Below are 20704 nucleotides of genomic sequence, written 5' to 3' on the forward strand. Positions count from 1 at the left end.
CTTCACGCCACATCGATCTTGTCGATTTTACGAAATGATAGATAACTAATGAAAATTCCTAATAAACAGAGCACGATTGGGATAGCTATAAAATCAAACATACTTACTTGACCGTTTCCAGCACCAACGTTACCACTAATCAGCATACCAATTATTACTGCCGAAGTAATCGTTGTCGGTGTCGATTTCTTTCTCATTCCAAAAAATAAAGGAATTAAACTTATACCAGATATCATAAATGCACTTATAATAGTACCTGGAACGATAGCTATTATTTCGCCTATCGTAGCAGGTGTTTCAATCAGTCCCATCATTGGACTCACAAAATATACGAGCAAACTAATAATGAAAGTAGCGATAATCGTGCTCACAAAACAAAAACAAAAAACAATTGTTAATTTCGCACTCATTAACATTTTTCTTTGCAGCGGATACATAAATGATAGTTGGATCGTTTTATTCTTATACTCATCAATTACTAAACGTGATAAAATGACCGAACTAAAAATAATGAATGTTATTCTAATAAAAATATTTGCTAAATCCATGTTCTGTTTGAAGTCAGAGAATAGCATGTCTTCCTCGGCTTTCATTCCCCATGCCATAAGGCTCACTACAGCGAAAATTGCTATAATACAAATTGCTACACTTTTAAAGTAACTAGATAATTGATGTTTCTTCCATTCGAGCTTCATTAATCTAAGCATACAAAACCACTCCTCCATTCTTTATATAACTGTCTTTATGCTGCTAACATTCTAATTCCAGCAGTAACTACGCTTAACATTCCTATCATTAGTAGAATTAACAACCATTTCCGCTCTGGTTTCCTATAATATAAAATCCCGCTTATGAACATTACGACCAATCCACTTACTAGATTCACTAACAATCCATTAAGCATGAATGCCCTCTCCATCCATTACATTTAAGAAATATTCCTCTAAGGAACTATGTTTCTTATTAATACTTTCAATTTCCACATCGTTCATAATAAGCGCTTTTGAAATGGCTTGCTGAGACACTTCTGTATCATACACACGAATCATATTTCCACTCATTATTTTATAATTTTTTATGCCAAGTTTATCTTCTAAAATATAAGCTGCACGCTTCACATCAGGAACAGTGATTTCAATGTACTCTGTTTGTTTTCCGTTAATACTCTTCATTGAAACTTCTTTTATTAGTTTTCCATTTTGAATTACACCAATTGTATCCGCCATTAGCTCCATCTCACCTAAAATATGACTAGAGACTAATAATGTAATGCCATATTCTTTGCAGAGCATTTTAAATAAGTCTCTTAATTCTTTAATACCAATTGGATCTAAACCGTTAATTGGTTCATCTAAAATGAGTAATTCTGGCTTTGTTACGATTGCCCTTGCAATACCGAGTCGTTGTTTCATTCCTAATGAAAAATCTTTTACTTTTTTATTATCTATGCCTTGCAGCTTCACTAAATGTAAAGCATGGTCAATTGCGTTTTTATCGTAATAGCCCATATATTCACAATGTAATTCTAAGTTTTCTTTCGCCGTTAATTTATCATAAAATATTGGATATTCAATAATTGTCCCCATTCTTTTTAATACTTCATAAGATGTATCTGTTAATTTCTCACCGAAGATTTCAATATCACCACTCGTCGGTTTTATTAAATTTGTAATCATTTTCATAATCGTTGTTTTACCAGCACCATTCGGTCCTAAGAAACCGTATATTTCTCCTTTTTTTACATGCATGTTAACACTAGAAATAACTTCTTTCCCTTTAAACACTTTCGTTAACTGATTCGTTTTTAAAATATAGGTCATGTCACTTTCCCCTTTCGCACTACTTTATATTTCTATAATAGACAACGGAAATCTCTTTTTTCTTACCCGTTTCTTACAAATTCCTTACGCTGCAAAAAAGCTTGTAGAATCTACTTCTCTACAAGCTAAAACTGCATCTTCTTTAATGCAACTGTAAAAATTGTTTTTTCATACGGCTTACTAGAAAGATGAATTTTTCCATCCATCGCTTCCACAAGCCTTTTCGTAATCGTTAACCCTAAACCGCTCCCTTGGTACAATCTATTTCTTGAATCTTCAAGTGTGTACATACGCTCGAACACTTTATCAATATGCGATTCATCAATTCCTTTTCCTGTATCCCATACGTCTATATACACATTCGTTTCATCATCTCTTAACGTCATACCAAGTGTCTTTCCATCGTCTCCATATGTAATCGCATTTGATATAAAATTGTTCAATACCCTACCTAATACTTCTACATTTCCAAGTGCATATATATTTCTTTCTGGTATATCAATATGAACATGAAAACCTTTCGACGTCACTAAATCATAAAAAGATAAAATCTTCTCTCGACAAACTTCATTCATATTCACTTTTGTCATCTCGATTGCCTTGTCACCAGATTCTAACTTTGCTAGATCAAAAAACTTATGAATTAGTTCCATCACTTCTAGTGTTTTCGTATGCACTTTCTCAAGTAATATTTGTTGTTCTTCTTCATTTATCGTTTTATCCTTATTTAACATTTCTGTATATCCAAGAATAACTGTTAGTGGCGTCTTCAAATCATGTGAAATATTTGAAAGCATTTTTCTCATCGAAATTTCTACTTTCGCATGATCTGCATTTGTTTTCTGTTTTGCATCTAACAATTGGTTAATTGCCACTAACAATTTTTGCAATTCTAGATCATCTGTCATAACAAGTAACTTCTCACCTGTTTTTTCATTAACAATACTTTCTAACTTTTCATATGTGTATCGCAAATTTTTGCTACTATTTTTCCTCATTTTATATTGTATATAAATGACACATAACAATATAAAAATAATACCTATTAACAAATTGACCATATTACATCACTTCCAACTTATAACCGATACCCCATAACGTTTTAATGTATTCTGGATTAGATGGATCACTTTCGATTTTCTCACGCAATCTTCTCATATGAACATTAATAACGTTATCGTCACCGTAATACTCTTCGTTCCAAATTAGCGTATATATTTGTGCTTTCGTAAATACACGATTTTGATTCTTTACAAACAGTTTTAAAATCTCAAATTCTTTTAAAGTAAGTTTGAGAGGCTTCCCGTTTTTTTCCACAGTAAAATTAATTGGATCAATCGTTAAATCACCAATTTGAATCATCTTTTCTGTTGTTTCTGTAGCTGAATATTTCGTAGATCTCCGAATTCCTGCTTTTACACGCGCGGCTAATTCAATCATAGAAAATGGCTTACAAATGTAATCATCTGCTCCAAGCCCTAATCCGACAGCTTTATCAACATCTGTATCTTTTGCCGACATCATTAAAATCGGAACAGCACTTTTTTCTCGAATAATTCGCACAACCTCTAAGCCATCTAACTTTGGCATCATAATGTCTAGGATAATCAAATCAAATGAACCTTTTAAATATGTGTTCACGCCCTCTTCTCCATCAGACGCGATTGTAACTTGAAAGCCCTCTTTTATTAAATACTTTTCCACCATCTCTTGAATTGAGAGATCATCTTCAACTAATAATATATGATGTGACATATGTCTATCCCCTTTTTACAAACGTTAACAATTCAATTGTATCGTAACTACTACAGACTTGAAACAAATATATGAATTTTCAAACCAACTTCCCTTCCTTCCTTAACAATGATATGATGAAATTCACTACGATTGTTCATAATTAACTTTATATAAAGGAGACTTATCATGTCAGAAAACAAAAAAGTAAGCTTAGCTGATTTAATGCGCGAACAACTTGCAAAGAAAAAGCAAGGTAACGGTAATGGTCAAAATGCCAAAAACCAAAGCCAAGAAACAAAAAAGTTACAAAACCAACAAACGAAAAAGACAAACAACCAACGTAGACGTACAGGTGTATAAATGAACGGACAAAAACGTTCTAATATCGCACCCGGCCTTGAAGTTGATATTGTATTAAAACAAGATCAACGAACTGGCAAATTAACACGTGGCATTGTAAAAGATATTTTAACGAACTCCCCTTCTCATCCGCATGGCATTAAAGTTCGATTGCAGGACGGGCAAGTCGGTAGAGTACAAAATATCGTTCAATAAGTAAAGGAGCTCAAGTAAACTCGAGCTCCTTTTCTTTATTACCCTTTAATTTTCTCGATGAAAACTACTTTTAAATAGTCTCCTTCTTTAAATTGATCAATGGTACGGAAATCTTCTGGTAAAGAATGTTCTTCTAATATTTTATATTTACCATTCATTTCTTTAAAGGCTGTATCGATAAAGCCTTTAAACTTTTTCATATCGAATGCACTACAATTTGTAGAAGCAACGATAATACCGTTATTTTCTGTAATGGCAATTGTTTCTTTTAATAAATTTTTATAATCTTTCGCTGCACTAAATGTATATTTTTTCGAGCGCGCAAAGCTTGGAGGGTCTAATACAACCATATCGAACTTCATCTTTTTCTTCGCTGCATATTTAAAGTAAAGGAATACATCTTCTACAATAATATCTTGCGCTTCATAATCAACTTCATTTACACTAAACTGCTCAATCGTTTTACTTAAACTACGATTTGCAAGGTCGACACTCGTCGTTTTGCTCGCTCCACCAAGCGCTGCAAATACAGAGAAGGCACCTGTATAAGAGAACATATTTAACACTGTTCTTCCCTTCGCATATTTATCACGAATTTGTTTTCGCACGTTACGCTGATCTAAAAATACACCAACCATCGCTCCGTCATTTAAATAAACAGCGAAATTCACACCATTCTCTTTTACGATAAGCGGGAACTCACCGCGCTCTCCTGCTACGAAATCATCGCCTTCAATGTATTTCCCTTTCGTATCAAAACGCTTCTTCTCATAAATGCCTTTAAAGTTTGCTACTTTTTGAAGAGCTGCTATAATCTCATCTCTGAAAGTATAAATCCCTTCGCTATACCAACTTACTACATAATAGCCGTCATAATAATCGATGATTAAGCCTCCAAGCCCATCACCTTCACCGTTTAGAGCGCGGAATGCTGTCGTATCACTTGATTTATAAAATTGCTTTCGTTTATGTAAGGCAGATTTAATTTTACTTTCAAAGAAAGATTGATTAATTTGTTCACTCTCTTTTCTCGTTAAAATCCAGCCGTATCCTTTATTTTGTTTTCCATAATAACCTTTTCCGACAAAATGGTTCTTCTCATCTACCACTTTAATGATTGTTCCTTCTTCCTGAACATCATTTAAATTTTGAATCGCATCTTTTAAAATAAGCGGATATCCACTTTTAATTTCTTTTATAAATTTCGGTTTTATTTTTACAGTTACTTCTGATCGCATATAAAAACTTCCTTTCCATTTGCATGCTTTCTCTATAGGAAGCACTTAAAAAACGAGACTGAAAAACAGCCTCGTTTCACTATACCATATTATTGCTTTGCTAGTACAACTAGCTCATCCCCTGGCATAACAGCTATATATTTATACAATGTTGAAAAAGTAAGACTACCATCTCTATGGCGAATAAATAGTATTAAATCCTCTGAATCGATTTCTTCTTTATTAATCTTTTGTTCTTCTGCAACTTGTATCGTTTTAAACGTATAACCATCTTCAATTTTTCTATTTAATTCTTCATAAATTTCATTTTGACCAAACAGTAAATGAGCTTTTTTCGAAAGGGAAATGCGTTCTTGTTCAATCTTTTCCACATCATGGATTGGAAGTAAAAATGTATTATGATGTCCAAACTGCGGTACGTATGTATTTGCGACTAATACATTATAAGAATCCGTATCTGTAACTGCAATTAAGTATTCGTACTGATTCATATCAACTTCAAATTGTAATTGTTCAGAAAGTACTTGGCCATTATATGTATTAAGCCCTTTCCCCTTTGCACATTGCAAATGCTCTTCTGATACATCTACAATTAAGCTCGGAATACCCATCTCTTTACAGTGCAATGCAAAAGCAGATGAGAATGTACTCGCACCTGAAATTAAAATTCCCGGTGGCTCCGTATTCGCCAATCCCAATCTTTTCGCTAAAAATCCAATTGAAAATCCATGAGCACAAACGGTCGTAATAACGAGTGCAAATGTAAGTGCCGTTAATATAGAAGCATCTTTATAACCTTCTTGTAATAACTCCGTCGCAAAGTAACTTGAAACCGTTAATGCAACAATACCTCGCGGCGCAATCCAGCCAACTAGCGCCCGTTCTGCTTTTGTTAACTCTGTGCCGATTGTCGATATCCAAATCGATAAAGGGCGTACAACAAATAGCATCATAAGTACGAAGCTTATAATAGGCCAGCTGAAAATCTCCATAATCGTTGTTCTTGGAAGGGATGCTGTTAATATGATAAAAACAGTCGACGTTAGTAGCACAGAAATATTTTCGTTAAAATGACGAATATCACCGATAGAAGAAATATATTTTTTCATCCGCGCAAGCGTAATCCCCATTACTGTCACAGCTAGCATACCTGTTTCATGCATCACTTCATCCGCAATGCCAAAACATAACAGTACCGTAACTAGCAAAATTGGGGCTTTTAAATATTCTGGTACTTTTCCCTTTAAAATCATATAGCTCATAAAAATACTAAATACATAACCGAGTACCATTGCAAATAATGAACCTGCAAAGAAGTACAGCAACGTATGTAATTGTACATTTTCTTTCGTTAAGAAATTTACAATTTGAAAGGCGAATACAGCAAGCAAAGCGCCAAATGGATCAACGATAATCCCTTCCCATTTTAAAATTGCAGCTGTTCTTGGTTTTAATCGCGCTTGGCGTAACAACGGAATAATTACCGTTGGACCTGTCACAATAAAAAGTCCTCCAATAATAAATGCAACCGCCCAATCTAATCCAGCGACGTAATGAGCTGCAAGCGAGCCAGCAATCCACGCGATAAACGCACCAAACGTAACGATACGAAATACTGGTTTTGATAGCCCCCTCAGTTCACGTATATCTAAACTTAAACTACCCTCAAACAATATAATCGCAACAGAGAGTGATACGAGTGGACTAAAAACATCTCCAAGCACCTCTTTTGGATTAATAATACCGAAAACCGGACCAATTAATAATCCAGCAACTGCCATAACAACAATCGCAGGAAGCTGGAAGCGCCATGCAGTCCATTGTGAAGCAATACCTAATGTAATAATAATAACGATACTAAGTAAAAGTGATTCAACCATAATGCCCTCCTTGTTCATAGTATTGCGACAGCAAAGTATAAACCATACTTTACTTCTATATATTTTCGATTGATTCTATTTTCATAATATATAACTAAGTTAAATATATAGTCAACAGGAGGATATTATACTACATAAAGTGAAACTTTAATCAGCCCGCCCTCCACCTAACTTCTTCGCTTTCGCTAAATTTTGAGGTGGGGGGCTTACTGCCCAACAAATAGCGGGATTAAAAATATTATCATAATTTAAGATTACCATTGACAATGATAATGATTTTCATTATCATTTAATGTATATGAATTCTCGAAAATAAAGGCTACAACTTATAGGAGGAATAAACATGATTATTGTTACAAATACAGCTAAAATTACAAAGGGAAATGGACATAAATTAATTGATCGTTTTAATAAAGTAGGTCAAGTCGAAACAATGCCAGGATTTTTAGGATTAGAAGTTCTTCTAACGCAAAATACAGTTGATTATGACGAGGTAACAATTAGCACGCGCTGGAATGCAAAAGAAGATTTCCAAGGTTGGACAAAGAGCCCAGCATTTAAAGCTGCTCACTCCCATCAAGGCGGAATGCCAGATTATATTCTTGATAATAAAATCTCTTACTATGATGTAAAAGTTGTACGTATGCCAATGGCTGCAGCACAGTAAAAACTGTTTTTTTAAAGTATAGAATATGAGAAGCTTTACCACTTCTCATATTCTATACTTTTTTATTTACTGTCTTTTTACTAGTTTCGCATGTACGACTAATCTTCCTGCTTCTGGATCAAGTGCATAGTCACATGTAGAAAGTGTTATAATTTCATCATTAGCCGTCAATTTCGTATCCGTTTTGTAAAGGGATTTATCTTGAATTTGCTTTAAGAATGCTGTATACGCTGCATCGCTTTCAAAATCCGTTTCAATGTAATAAAAGTCCGTCGTTGTCGTATATACTGAAAAAACTTCAACGTCGTATCCTTCAAATAATGTATCGTAATACAATTTACGATGGGACATGAAGAAATCTTCATCCAACATCTTTTTTAAACTTCCAAACATAGAACCGTCCTTCATACGATGACCATATAAAATAGTATTTCGGTTTTGAGATTTCACATCATTACGATAATCCATAAAAATACTTCCCGCTCTCATATCCTCGCCTTTATAATTACGAAATAAATAGTAATCATTATCCTTCGCTTGAACGATTGGATAATTGATTTGTGTATCATCCATCGTAATCCATCCCACTATTTCTGGATTAATTTTTTGGAGAGCTTGAAACTGTTTACGTACTTCCCCATCTTCTGATTTTTCTTCCATTGGACTTCTCTTATAAATATGTTGCGCTTCAGCCATTACTTTACGATTTTCATAATAATCCATGAAAATCCCACCCAATTCATACATTGAATAGAAAAAGATTCCTAAAAATACAATTGTAAGTATTCGTTGAAAAAAAGAATTCTTTTTCCGTTCTTTCTTACTATTCAAATTATCACCTCAAAACGGATTATGCCCAGCCTTTAAATTCCCATTGGTACCATGTATAACCCTGTATCTTCGTCTTGTTTTACAACGACATCTACACCATATATTGCTTTAACCATTTCTTCTGTTATTACCTCATTAGGATTACCTTTCGTAACAATTTCCCCATCTTTCATAACGATAATATGATCACTATAACGAATGGCTTGATTAATATCATGTAGTACCATCACAATCGTTAATCCATACACTTCATTTAACTCTTTCACTAACTCTAATATTTCTAGCTGATAATAAATATCTAAATATGTTGTCGGTTCATCTAAGAAAAGCATTGGTGTACTTTGAGCTAATGTCATCGCGATCCAAACTCGCTGTCTCTCTCCGCCCGATAAAGCATGAATTGGCTTTTCACGCTTACTTTGCAAATTTGTACATGTTAGTGCACGCTCAATTGCTTCTCTATCTTCATCAGTTTGCGAAGAAAAAACATTTTTATATGGCATACGCCCAAAGCTTATTAGTTTTTCCACTGTAATATCTGCTGGCGCCTCATTTTGTTGATGGACAACAGCTAACTTTCTAGCAAACTCTTTCGGTTTATACTCACTAATCGTTTTTCCATCAAGTATTACTTCCCCACTATTAGGAGCATGATTTCTAGACATAACACCAAGTAATGTTGATTTTCCGCAACCATTCGGACCAATGATTGTTGTAATTTTCCCAATCTCTATTTCACTACTAACAGACTTTAAACGATTTGTTACATTATCGTATGAAAAGGTTACATTTTTAATTTCCATGAACTTTATCACTCTTTCTAAGCAAGAATATTAAGAATGGGCCACCAATAACTGCCATAATCGTCGCCGCTGGAATTTCGTTAGGTGGTACAATTAACCTTCCAATCGTATCCGCCGTCAAAATTAATAACGCTCCTGCAAGAGCAGAAAATGGAATTAATACTTTATGATCTGAACCGACTAATTGCCTTGAAATGTGCGGAACGAGTAATCCTACAAAAGCAATAACACCTGCAATCGCTGTTGATACTGCAGCTAAGAGTACTGCAATAGCAGAAATAATAAGACGAACTCTCGTCACGTGCAAACCTAAGTTTTTCGCAGTCTTATCTTGTAGCGATAATAAATTACACCAAGCTCCTACAAACAGTGCAAGAACCAAACCAATTGTTCCATACGTAACCATTATTTGTACATCGCCCCACGTCTTCATCGTTATATTAGAAGTCGTCGTTTGCTTAATACTCTTAATGAAATATCCACAAATCGTAATGAAAGATTCATTTAATCCAGTAAACATCGCATTAATAGCTATACCAACTAAAATAATACGAAGTGGACTTAACCCTGACTTCCATGAAAAGGCATAAACGAGATAACACGCAAACGCACCACCTAAAAAGGCGAATACTGGTGTCCAGAAAAAGAATTGCGGGAATAACGTAATAATAACAAGTGTCATAAAACTTGCTCCTGAAGATATACCGATTACCCCAGCATCGGCAAGTGGATTTTTCATTACAGCTTGAAAAAGAACACCAGAAACAGCAAGAGCCGCCCCAGTGAACAGTGCAATAATAATGCGCGGGAAACGTAAATCTTTAATGACTTCAACATCTTCATTTGCCCCTGTAAATATCCCTTGTACAAGGTCAACGATACCAACCTCTAAACTCCCTTTCATCGCTGACAATGACGTCATAACAATAAGCAATACAGTAACAATGAAGAAACTCCAAGTTTTTTTATTCATTTCACTCTTCCTTTATATGAAAATGCATCACGGATACATCATTTTCTTCAATTCATCTAAAGCTTCGATTGCTGCTAAATTTCCTGTCGTTCCAAATAAACGCTCTTCTAAATCGTAAACACGATTATTTTTAACTGCAGCGAAGTGTTTCCAAATATCATTTGTTTTAAATTCTTTATCAAACATTTTTACAACTTCATCAGGCATACCATGAGCTGCTCGTAAAATAATATCCGGATCAGCTTTCTTTAAATACTCTGTATTAGAAGCTAAATATTCTACTTGTTCACCTTGTACAATATTTTTACCACCTAGTTGTTTCACTAAATCACCAATATAGGAATGCTCAGTTGCTACTAAATAGCTCCCCGGTACACCTAATAAAATAAGCACTGTCGGTTCTTTCTTTCCTTTTACTTCTTTTTGAATGCTAGCAACCTTTTTATCTAACTTCGTTACAACTGCTTCAGCCTGCTTTTCGCGTCCATATTGCTTACCTAAATTACTAATGGAATTTTGCATATTTTTTAAACTAGTTAAGTCCACAAAATTTGCTTTCATACCTACACCGTCAAACACTGGCTTTAATTCATATTCAAGTGTTGTCACGGATAATACTTCTGACGGCTTTAACGACTTTACTTTTTCCATATCAGGACTCATCGGATTCCCGACTTCAGGTAAACCTTTATATCGCCTCGGTAAGGTTTTAGAACTAGTTGGAACACCAACTAAATCTACTTCTAACACATCCATAATTTCAGTAACAGCGACTGTCGTTGCAACAATTCGCTCTTTACTTTCACTCTTTACTTGCTTCGCAGTTTCTTTTTTAGGTGATGAGCACCCAGCTATACTCACTAATAAAATGATAGCCATTAGTACACTTGCAATTTTCCTCACTCTCAATCACCACTCCTTTCCAAACAATATGAAACAAGTCTTGATGCACGCGAACATGCATCAAGACTCCAAAAATTACAATCTACCTGCTCTATATTTACGAACTAGTAAAGCAAGTGAACCTAGCAGTAACATCATGTATAAACCAAGTTGTGCTGTATCTGCAGTTTTTGAGTTTTTCTCTTTTTTCGAATCATTATTTGTAGCTTCGTTTTTCTTTTTACCATCTGCATTTCGGTTAAAATCAGGAGTTCCTACTGTTTTTACATTATCTACTTTTGGTGTAGTTACTGGGTTTTTCGGTTCATTCTTTGGCTCTTCTTTTACCGTTCCTACAGCGCCAATCTTCGTCGTATCAAATTGAATTTGTACGTCGTAGAAATGATGGTAATTCATTGAATCGATATCTACTTTTACTTTTGCATTTAATTTTGCAAATAAATCATTAGCTTCAAATTCTACGACTCTTGTATTGGCAGCCTTATCTTCACTTACTACTTTTGCATCTGCAAATCCACCATTATTTTCTGTTTGGAATTTCGTAATCCAGTCACTATTTTTCAGTGTCATTGCAACGTACTTCTTACCATCTTTCACTGTTAATCTTGCTGGACTTACAACATATTGATTCATCATTGAAATTTCTTCAGTCTTATCTTTTAACACTTTAAAAGCAATATCGTACTGACCATCTTTTAAATTTTTCGGATCAACTGTTGGGTTTTCATTTAGATTATTCGTTCCATCTTGGTTGTCGTTTCCACCTTGGTTGTCGTTTCCGCCTTGGTTGTCGCTTCCGATTTGATTACCATTACCATCTTGGTTAGTATCTCCACCTTGGTTACCTAAAGCTTTAATACTTCCTTTATCGAATGCAAATTGAATATCATAGAAATGATGATAATTCATTGCATCGATATCTACCTTCACTTTTGCATTTAACTTTTTCGATAAATCATCTACTTCCACTTCTACTACTCTTGTATCTTTCTCTTTATTTGTACCTAATACTTGCGCATCGACGAACGCACCATTCTTTTCAAACTCAAACTTCGTAATCCATGAGCTATTTGTTAATGTGAAGGATACATATTTCTTTCCATCTTTCACTTTTAATACACCTGGATTCTTCGTATATGTGTTCATCATTGAAATTTCTTCTGTTTTATCTTTTAACACTTTAAAACCGATACTGTATTCACCGTCTTTAAGAGCGTTTGGATCAATTGCTGTGTTATCGTCTTGGCTGTCGTTTCCGCCTTGGTTGTTATTTCCACCTTGGTTGTTGTTTCCACCTTGGTTGTCGTTTCCGCCTTGGTTATCGTTTCCATCTTGGTCGTTATTTTCGCCTTGGTTGTTGTTTCCACCTTGGTTGTCGTTTCCATCTTGGTCGTTACTTCCGCCTTGATTGTTGTTTCCACCTTGGTTGTCTAACGGTTGAATACTATCGTTATCAAATGCAAATTGAATATCATAGAAATGGTGATAATTCATTGAATCAATATCTACTTTCACTTTTGCATTTAGTTTCTTAGATAAATCAGCTACTTCCACTTCTACTACACGTGTATCAGCTTTCTTATCTTCACTTAATACACTTGCATCAACAAATGAATTATTCTTTTCAAATTCGAACTTTGTAATCCATGAGCTATTCGTTAATGTGAAGGATACATATTTCTTTCCATCTTTCACTTTTAATACACCTGGACTCTTCGTGTACGTATTCATCATTGAAATTTCTTCTGTTTTATCTTTCAATACTTTAAAACCAATACTGTATTCACCATCTTTAATGGTATCTACGTTTGATTGTTTATCTCCGTCTGGTTGTTTATCTCCGTCTGGTTGTTTGTCTCCGTCTGGTTGTTTGTCTCCGTCTGGTTGTTTGTCTCCGTCTGGTTGTTTACCTCCGTCTGGTTGTTTGTCTCCGTCTGGTTGTTTACCTCCGTCTGGTTGTTTGTCTCCGTCTGGTTGTTTACCTCCGTCTGGTTGTTTACCTCCGTCTGGTTGTTTGTCTCCGTCTGGTTGTTTGTCTTCACTTTTAATAGCTTCCAATTTGTCTTGTTCAAATACAAGTTGTACGTCATGCGTTTGTTTATAATTTCTTGATGCCATCTCAATAAATACTTTTGTATTAAGTTTTTTCGATAAATCAGCTACTTCAAACTCTACTACTCTTGTATCTTTTTCTTTATCTTCACTCACTACTTTTGCATCAACAAATGCACCATCTTTTTCCGTTTGGAAATTTTTAATTAATGAGCTACTTTTTAACGTTACAACCGCTTTTTTCTTACCATTTTCTACTTTCAATACTCCTGGATTTTCCATGTAACTATTCATTTTAGATTCTTCATCTGTTTGATCTTTTAACACTTTGAAAGGAATGCTGTACGCACCATCTTCAATTGTGTTAGAATTTGGTTGTTGATCTGGGTCAGGCTTTTGGTCGGGCTTCTGACCTGGATCCGTAGTTTCATTTGGATCTGGCTTATTAGCTGGGTCCTCTTTTTCATCTGGTTTTTCTACATGAATTGGTGTAATGCTATTTTGATCAAATGCAATACGAACATCATATTCATGATGATAGTTCAGAAAATCAATATCTACTTTTACTTTCGCTTTTAATATCTTCTCTACATCTTCCACATCGAATTCTACTACTCTTGTATCTTTTTCTTTATCTTCACTAATTACATTTGTCTCAACAAGTTGACCTGCTTTGTCTGTTTCAAATTTCGTAATCCATGAACTATTTTTTAATGTAAAGGACACTTTCTTTTTCCCATCCTTCACTTTTAAAGTTCCTGGACTTACAGAGTATTCATTCATCATGGATACTTCATCCGATGCGTCTTTAAGAACTTTAAAACCGATTGAGTATTCACCGTCAGCTAATTGAGTAGCTGCTTGAACTGCAAGTGGTTGTAGTGTTGATACGAATGTAAATATCATTAAAAACATAGCAACAACAATCTTAAGATACCTGTTCAATGAAATAACGCTCCTTTTTATTTATTTACTAAACTTCACGTTACGAATTAAGAAAACACCTGAAATAAGAATTAACACCGCAAATAATCCGATACGTGCTTCATCGCCTGTTTTAGGATTATCTGTTTTTTCAGCTTTACCATTTTCATTTTTTGTATCTTTATTTGTTTCTTTGTTCGCTTCTTTTGTTGTTTCTTTATTCTCCACTTTTGTTTTCTCTTCTTTAACTTGTGTACCTGTTTTCGTTTGATCATTGTTTTTTGTTGTAGTAGCCGCGCCGTTATCTCCACCTACAGCTTTTACATTTGCATCAAAAGCAAAACGAATTGTGTAGTGGTGGTCATAGTTTGCACTTGGTACGACAACATGAATTTTTACTCCTAATGGTTTTGATAAATCATCAATTTTAAATTCAACCGTTCTTTTATCAGCAGCCTCGTCCTTGCTAACTACTTTTGCATCAACAAAATTCCCGTTTTCAGGTGCTTTAAATTCTGTAATCCAAGCACTATGATTCATCGGGATTTGCACTCTCATCTCACCATTTTTCACAATTAGCTTAGCTGGTTTTTCAAAATAATCATTTGCCATTGAAGCTGAATCATTTTCCGCTTTTTGAATGACATAGTTAATATCATACGTACCGTCAGCTAGTTGTGCTGCAACTTTCCCATATGGCATGACAAGAAAAGCTAGCATACATACGAACGTTATAATAAAAGCGGGTAATACAGAAATCTTTCTCATTTGGCTTACTTCCTCCTTGTTTATCTTTCATCCATACTTTTTTGAAAATGATAATTATTCTCATTATATTAGAAAAAAATAATAATCTTCTATCCTTATTTAATTGTAATTTGTTTATGTAATACAGATATTATTGATTATCATTCTCAATTCATGTTAAAAATAATATCCCTCTCTATTCTTTATAAAGAGCGATTCTTATTTTAACATAAGTCTCTATTTATTTTATTGATTATCATTCTCAATGAAACTCAAAAAAAATAAAACTAACCATTTTCCTACTCTATCACCTCTATCTACCAAAATGATATCGTTATAGAAAGTCTTATACCTTTCATTCCTCACTTTCCTTCTAATATTTCCACAACTAAGTCAATCTTAGCCTACTCATAATTTTTTTGTCAACTATATTACGTATAAAACTTTAAATATCTGAATTTCCTTATATCCGGCTTTTTCTACAAAAAAAGAGGCTTTCTTTCATAGAAAGCCTCTTTTCTCTATTTTTCTACAGCAACTTCTTGCTTTTGAAACAATGAAATGACATATCCAATTACAATACCTACTAGAGCAGGAACAAACCAACCAATCCCAACACTATATAATGGAATTTTATTTAAAATTGGTGTTAATGCTGCAATCTCAAGATTTGCATTGTGTAATCCATCAAAGAAGCTAATCATGAATGCTCCTACAATACCACCTACATACATTACTAAAGGAAGACGAATATAGTTTTCAACAAGTGATAATATAATCAGCACGATACCAATTGGGTAAATTGCGATTAAGATTGGTAATGCTAATGCATTTAACTGAGTTAAACCAAGATTCGCTACCATAAATGCTAATACACAGAAAATGAAAACAACTTTTTGATAAGAAAGCTTCGGTAATAAAGAAGAGAAATATTCTCCGCAAGCTGCGACAATCCCTACTGAAGTTGTTAAACATGCTGCTGAAATTGCGATTCCTAATAATAAAGTTCCGTAACTACCAAATAAATGATTTACAACGTTTGTTAAAATAATTCCTCCGTTTGCTCCCATTCCAAGAGAGACACTAGAAGCTCCCAGATAAGCAAGCGCTAAGTAAACAAGTAGTAAACCAAGTGCTGCAATAAATCCTGCAAAAATTGTTACTTTTGCAATGCTATTTTTATTTGTAATACCTTTTCCTTTTAAAGCATGAATAACAACATTTCCGAAAACAAGTGCTGCAAGTCCATCTAAAGTTAAATATCCGTCAATAAAACCTTTAAAGAGCGGAGCACTATATGCTTCTGTCGGTGCACCAAATTCTCCAATCGGTGTAATAAGTGCTTTCACTACAATAATTGTAATAACAGCTAATAAAATCGGAGTTAATACTTTACCGATGCGGCCCACTAATTTTGATGGGTTTAAAGCTAAATAAAAAGTTACAGCAAAGAAAATAAATGTAAAGATAACAAGCGGGTACGATTGACCAGCTATCTCACTTGGTAAGAACGGTGCAACACTCATTTCATAAGCAACTGTTCCTGTACGCGGCACGCTTACGAATACACCTAAACATAAATAAATTGCAGTAATAAAAACTAGTGCGAATATAGGGTGTACACGCCCTGCTAACTCATTAATATCTCCCTTAAGGGCTATAACGATAACTCCTAATAAAGGCAACCCAACGCCTGTTACGATAAAACCAAACAATGCGATCCATACATCTGTTCCAGCGCCTTGTCCTAATGCTGGTGGAAAAATCATATTACCTGCACCGAAAAATAGTGCAAATAACATTAAACTTATTGCAAACATCTCAGAAAACTTTAAAGATGATTTCATTTCTACTAACCTCCTAATTTAATTTAACAAAATATTCTGAATTAAAATCCGTCATATATCCTCTTTCAAGCATACTTCCCCGTAAAAGAACGCAAAAAACACCCGTCCCTAACAAAGGGACGAGTGTTGAAATCGTGGTTCCACCCTTATTCTAATAAAATGAATTTATAACGAAATAAGCTCATTTTATAGCTCGTGTAAATTGATAACGGTTTTATCCGCCAAGAATTACAATGCATTATGCATGCAGTTCACTCTTGAAGTTTAGAGGTGGTAAGTTCGTCTTTCCGTATTAGGAAGCTCACAGCCTAAGGCTTCCCTCTCTGAGAATCGTAAAAAACAACTCATGTCCTCATCATTACTTTTATAAAATATCTTGTCGAAACTTGTTGTTTTTTATTATATGGGCTATTTTTTAAAAAATCAATAGTTTTATTTTTTCTGACAAAAAATATAGGGAGAAAATTTTTCCTCCCTATAACTGCCCTATTAAAATTTCTAACTCTTCAGCTGTAACGCTCCGCCACTTTCCAACTTCAAGCTCATTTAGCTCTATATTCATAATGCGTACTCGCTTTAACTTTGTTACAGTAAACCCGAAAGCTCGACTCATTCTACGAATTTGTCTGTTCATTCCTTGCGTTAAAACGATGCGAAATGTAGACTGATCCACTCTCGTCACTTTACATGGCTTCGTCATTCCATCTTTGATCTTTACACCGCTGGACATCTCATGAATAAACCAGTCCGTAAAAGGTTTATCGACTGTGACAACATATTCCTTCTCGTGCTCATGATCACCATGTAAAATTTGATTCGCAATCGCACCGTCATTCGTTAATAAAATAAGGCCTTCTGACGCTTTATCTAATCGCCCAACTGGAAAGATTCGCTCTGGGTAATTGATATAATCAATAATATTATCTTCAATATGATCAGCTGCTGTACAAGTAATGCCAACTGGCTTATGAAAGGCGATATACAACTTTTCTTTCTCTTCCTTTACAATAACCCGTCCATCAATCGTTACTACATCATCATCACTTACAATTGCACCGTGCGTACATATTTCGCCGTTAATAGCCACGCGTCCAGCTTTAATAAGGCGATCTGTTTCACGTCTGGAGCATGATTTTGCTTCGCTTATGTATTGGTTGATTTTCATGTTTTATTCCTTTTCACATATATTAAAAGCGTCAATCTATGGCAATATCATTATGCCACGATTGACGCTCGTTTACTTCGCAAAAACAACTAAATAAATAACCCCAATCACCAAAAATATTCCGCAACAAGCTAACAATACTTTTGCAAGTTTGTCCATAAACATATAATGGTTTCCCCTTTGTTTCGTTGTTTTCTATTTTAATTCGACAACTGTTACGCCTAGGCCTCCCTCACCCATGTCACCGTAACGGAATGTTTTCACACCACGATGCTTCTTCAAGTAATCTTGAACACCTTGGCGAAGCGCTCCTGTTCCTTTACCGTGAATGATTGATACGCGAGGATAGCTTGCAAGCTGGGCATCGTCTAAATATTTCTCGACGCGCGCCATTGCATTTTCAAATCGTTCACCACGAAGGTCAAGTTCTAATGAAACGTGATAATCTCTACCTTTTACTGTTGCAACTGCTTTTTTCTCTGTTTGTTTCGGTGTATTAATGTATTCCATATTAGATTCTTTTACTTTCATCTTCAGAATACCAATTTGTACGCTCCACTCTGTATCGCTTACTTTTTCAAGCAATTGACCTTTTTGACCGAACGTTAATACTTTTACTTCATCACCTGCGCGTAACTGTTGTTTCGGCGCAGTATTTTTCACGTTTACTTTTTGTTTCTTCACAAGCTCTGGTGCTGCGCCTTCTAGACGGCTCTTCGCTTCAATTAACTCGTGATCTTTCACGTTTGCAAGTTGGGCTTTACGCAATTGACGAAGTTCTTGAATAATGCCTTCTGCTTCTTTCTTTGCAGCTTCGACTTTTTCTTCCCCTTCTTTTTGCGCTTTTAACAATCGTTCATCACGCTCTTCATTAAATTCAATAATTTGACGTTGTAATTCACGATGAAGTTTTTCAGATTGCTTGCGAAGTGCTTCTGCTTCGTTCCAGTCACGCTCTGCATTCTTTTGACTTTCTTCTAACTTCGCAATCATATTTTCAATTTTGTTTGTATCTGTACTAATGTGATTGCGTGCTTGCTCAATGACGCGATCAGATAATCCAAGGCGTTTCGAAATTTCAAAGGCATTACTACGTCCTGGTACACCGATTAATAATTTATACGTTGGACTTAATGTATTTACATCAAACTCAACGCTCGCATTAATAACTTGCTCACGATTATATCCGTATGCTTTTAATTCTGGGTAATGCGTCGTAGCAACAACGCGAGCACCGCGATTACATACTTCATCTAAAATTGAAATGGCAAGTGCAGCCCCTTCTTGCGGGTCTGTTCCAGCACCTAATTCATCGAATAAAACTAAGCTTTCAAAATCAGCTTTTTCTAAAATATCAACAATGTTCACCATATGTGAGGAGAACGTACTTAAACTTTGTTCAATCGATTGCTCATCACCGATATCAGCAAATATATTTTTAAATACACAAATCTCTGACTCATCCATTACTGGAATATGAAGACCAGATTGCGCCATTAATACACAAATACCAACTGTTTTCAGCGTAACTGTTTTACCACCTGTATTCGGTCCTGTAATAACAATTGTCGTAAAGTCTTTCCCTAACATAATGTTATTTGGCACAATAATTTCTGGATCGATAAGCGGATGACGTGCTTGTTTTAAATCCATGTAACGCTCGTTATTTACGATTGGTTTTGTTGCTTTAATTCGCTTCGCATAAAAAGCTTTCGCAAAAATGAAGTCAAGATTTGCAACTACTTCTACGTTTGATAAAACGATATCGGCTTCTACTGCCACTTCTTCTGTTAACATTAATAAGATGCGTTCGATTTCTTGTTTTTCTTTCACACGTGCTTCTTGGAGCGCGTTATTTAACTCTACAATGACTTGCGGTTCAATAAATAACGTTTGTCCCGAAGCTGATTGATCATGAACAATACCGCCATATACGCCGCGGTATTCTTGTTTTACTGGGATTACGTAACGTTCGTTACGGATCGTTACAATTGAGTCAGACAGCATCTTTTGCGCGTTTGAAGAACGCGTCATATTTTCTAACTTTTCACGAATGCGGCTTTCCGCAGTACGAATTTGAGTACGAATACCACGCAGTTTATCACTTGCGCTATCGACTACTTCACCGCCATCACCGATGCAATTTGTAATTTTCTTTTCTAAATCATATAAAGATACAATTTGAGCGACATGAGTTTCTAAAATCGGAAGCTCGACACCATTATCAACCATATCTTCAATGAAACGTTTCATATTGCGACTACCATACATCGTATTTGCAATATCAAGTAATTCATTTGGACTTAACATACTTCCAATTTTTGCACGCTTCACATTAGAGCGAATATCCGTAATACCACCTAATGGCGCACTACCTTTTAAACGAATGACTTTCGCTGCTTCATCCGTTGTATCTTGCATCTCTACAATTTCTTCAAAATCAGTGCTCGGCACTAAATGCTTCACTTTGTCACGACCAAGTGAAGATGCTGTATGTTCAAGTAATTGTTCTTTTACTTTATTATATTCTAATACACGCAACGTTCTTTCTAACATGTTGCA

19 protein-coding genes and 1 other annotated feature are annotated in these 20704 nt (G+C 35.0%); of the genes, 3 read left to right on the top strand and 16 right to left on the bottom strand.

Features of this window, described 5'->3' with window-relative positions:
• Positions 1-2 precede the first annotated feature (2 nt).
• The 5 genes from ACTFR9_RS15075 to ACTFR9_RS15095 all read right to left on the bottom strand — a co-directional run bounded on the left by ACTFR9_RS15075 (position 3) and on the right by ACTFR9_RS15095 (position 3575).
• Positions 3-707, bottom strand: a complete 705-nt coding sequence (locus ACTFR9_RS15075; RefSeq protein WP_229136253.1) for an ABC transporter permease — start codon at positions 705-707, stop codon at positions 3-5.
• Between the two features lie 35 nt (positions 708-742).
• The gene (locus ACTFR9_RS15080; RefSeq protein ID WP_000931773.1) at positions 743-904 is read right to left on the bottom strand and encodes a hypothetical protein; all 162 of its coding nucleotides are present in this window, start codon (positions 902-904) and stop codon (positions 743-745) included.
• The gene (locus ACTFR9_RS15085; protein ID WP_000221085.1) at positions 897-1820 is read right to left on the bottom strand and encodes an ABC transporter ATP-binding protein; all 924 of its coding nucleotides are present in this window, start codon (positions 1818-1820) and stop codon (positions 897-899) included. The genes ACTFR9_RS15080 and ACTFR9_RS15085 overlap by 8 nt, the downstream gene beginning before the upstream one ends.
• 125 nt (positions 1821-1945) lie before the next feature.
• On the bottom strand, positions 1946-2881 hold the full coding sequence (locus tag ACTFR9_RS15090) for a HAMP domain-containing histidine kinase (protein ID WP_000247662.1): 936 nt from the start codon (positions 2879-2881) through the stop codon (positions 1946-1948).
• A gap of 1 nt (position 2882) precedes the next feature.
• Positions 2883-3575: a response regulator transcription factor gene (locus ACTFR9_RS15095; RefSeq protein ID WP_000018056.1), complete on the bottom strand. Its 693-nt coding sequence runs from the start codon at positions 3573-3575 to the stop codon at positions 2883-2885.
• Between the two features lie 168 nt (positions 3576-3743).
• Between ACTFR9_RS15095 and ACTFR9_RS15100 the strand changes: the two genes are divergently transcribed.
• Together ACTFR9_RS15100 and ACTFR9_RS15105 are read left to right on the top strand one after the other, a co-directional pair.
• Entirely contained in the window at positions 3744-3917 is a 174-nt protein-coding gene (locus ACTFR9_RS15100; protein WP_001293578.1) for a hypothetical protein, read from the top strand.
• Entirely contained in the window at positions 3918-4112 is a 195-nt protein-coding gene (locus ACTFR9_RS15105) for a YwbE family protein (RefSeq protein ID WP_001014310.1), read from the top strand.
• Positions 4113-4150: 38 nt separating this feature from the next.
• Here the strand turns inward: ACTFR9_RS15105 and ACTFR9_RS15110 are convergent, their stop codons facing one another.
• Entirely contained in the window at positions 4151-5350 is a 1200-nt protein-coding gene (locus ACTFR9_RS15110) for a class I SAM-dependent rRNA methyltransferase (protein ID WP_001255958.1), read from the bottom strand.
• Positions 5351-5439: 89 nt separating this feature from the next.
• Positions 5440-7230 carry a cation:proton antiporter gene (locus tag ACTFR9_RS15115; RefSeq protein WP_000230340.1) on the bottom strand — a complete coding sequence of 597 codons (1791 nt, stop codon included), beginning with the start codon at positions 7228-7230 and terminating at the stop codon, positions 5440-5442.
• A 343-nt stretch (positions 7231-7573) separates the two neighbouring features.
• Here ACTFR9_RS15115 and isdG point away from each other — a divergent pair, with 343 nt between their 5' ends.
• Positions 7574-7897, top strand: a complete 324-nt coding sequence (gene isdG / locus ACTFR9_RS15120; RefSeq protein ID WP_000587815.1) for a heme oxygenase — start codon at positions 7574-7576, stop codon at positions 7895-7897.
• Between the two features lie 66 nt (positions 7898-7963).
• On the opposite strand, the gene srtB is transcribed toward isdG, so the two are convergent.
• From srtB to ACTFR9_RS15165, 9 genes are all read right to left on the bottom strand, one after another.
• Positions 7964-8728: a class B sortase gene (gene srtB, locus ACTFR9_RS15125; RefSeq protein WP_001086113.1), complete on the bottom strand. Its 765-nt coding sequence runs from the start codon at positions 8726-8728 to the stop codon at positions 7964-7966.
• 32 nt (positions 8729-8760) lie between these two features.
• Positions 8761-9531, bottom strand: a complete 771-nt coding sequence (locus ACTFR9_RS15130) for an ABC transporter ATP-binding protein (protein ID WP_000403755.1) — start codon at positions 9529-9531, stop codon at positions 8761-8763.
• Positions 9521-10504 (bottom strand): FecCD family ABC transporter permease, encoded by a 984-nt coding sequence (locus ACTFR9_RS15135; RefSeq protein WP_229136254.1) that lies wholly within the window; start codon positions 10502-10504, stop codon positions 9521-9523. The genes ACTFR9_RS15130 and ACTFR9_RS15135 overlap by 11 nt, the downstream gene beginning before the upstream one ends.
• Positions 10505-10531: 27 nt before the next feature.
• Positions 10532-11413, bottom strand: coding sequence for a heme ABC transporter substrate-binding protein IsdE (gene isdE, locus ACTFR9_RS15140; RefSeq protein WP_048557708.1), 882 nt, complete (start codon positions 11411-11413; stop codon positions 10532-10534).
• A 69-nt stretch (positions 11414-11482) separates the two neighbouring features.
• Complete coding sequence (locus ACTFR9_RS15145; protein WP_440049000.1) at positions 11483-14374, bottom strand: NEAT domain-containing protein; 2892 nt, start codon at positions 14372-14374, stop codon at positions 11483-11485.
• Between the two features lie 51 nt (positions 14375-14425).
• A complete protein-coding gene (gene isdC / locus ACTFR9_RS15150) occupies positions 14426-15151 on the bottom strand; it encodes a heme uptake protein IsdC (protein ID WP_001226896.1) in 726 nt (241 codons plus the stop codon).
• Positions 15152-15651: 500 nt separating this feature from the next.
• Complete coding sequence (gene brnQ6 / locus ACTFR9_RS15155; RefSeq protein ID WP_000842647.1) at positions 15652-16977, bottom strand: branched-chain amino acid transport system II carrier protein BrnQ6; 1326 nt, start codon at positions 16975-16977, stop codon at positions 15652-15654.
• 112 nt (positions 16978-17089) lie between these two features.
• Positions 17090-17345, bottom strand: a binding site (T-box leader).
• A 107-nt stretch (positions 17346-17452) separates the two neighbouring features.
• Positions 17453-18142 (bottom strand): 23S rRNA pseudouridine(2604) synthase RluF, encoded by a 690-nt coding sequence (locus ACTFR9_RS15160; RefSeq protein ID WP_229136256.1) that lies wholly within the window; start codon positions 18140-18142, stop codon positions 17453-17455.
• 195 nt (positions 18143-18337) lie between these two features.
• Positions 18338-20698: an endonuclease MutS2 gene (locus ACTFR9_RS15165; protein WP_071736753.1), complete on the bottom strand. Its 2361-nt coding sequence runs from the start codon at positions 20696-20698 to the stop codon at positions 18338-18340.
• Positions 20699-20704 lie beyond the last annotated feature (6 nt).

This window comes from Bacillus cereus group sp. MYBK222-1 (assembly GCF_051916425.1).
In the GTDB taxonomy this organism is placed as follows: Bacteria; Bacillota; Bacilli; order Bacillales; family Bacillaceae_G; genus Bacillus_A; species Bacillus_A paranthracis.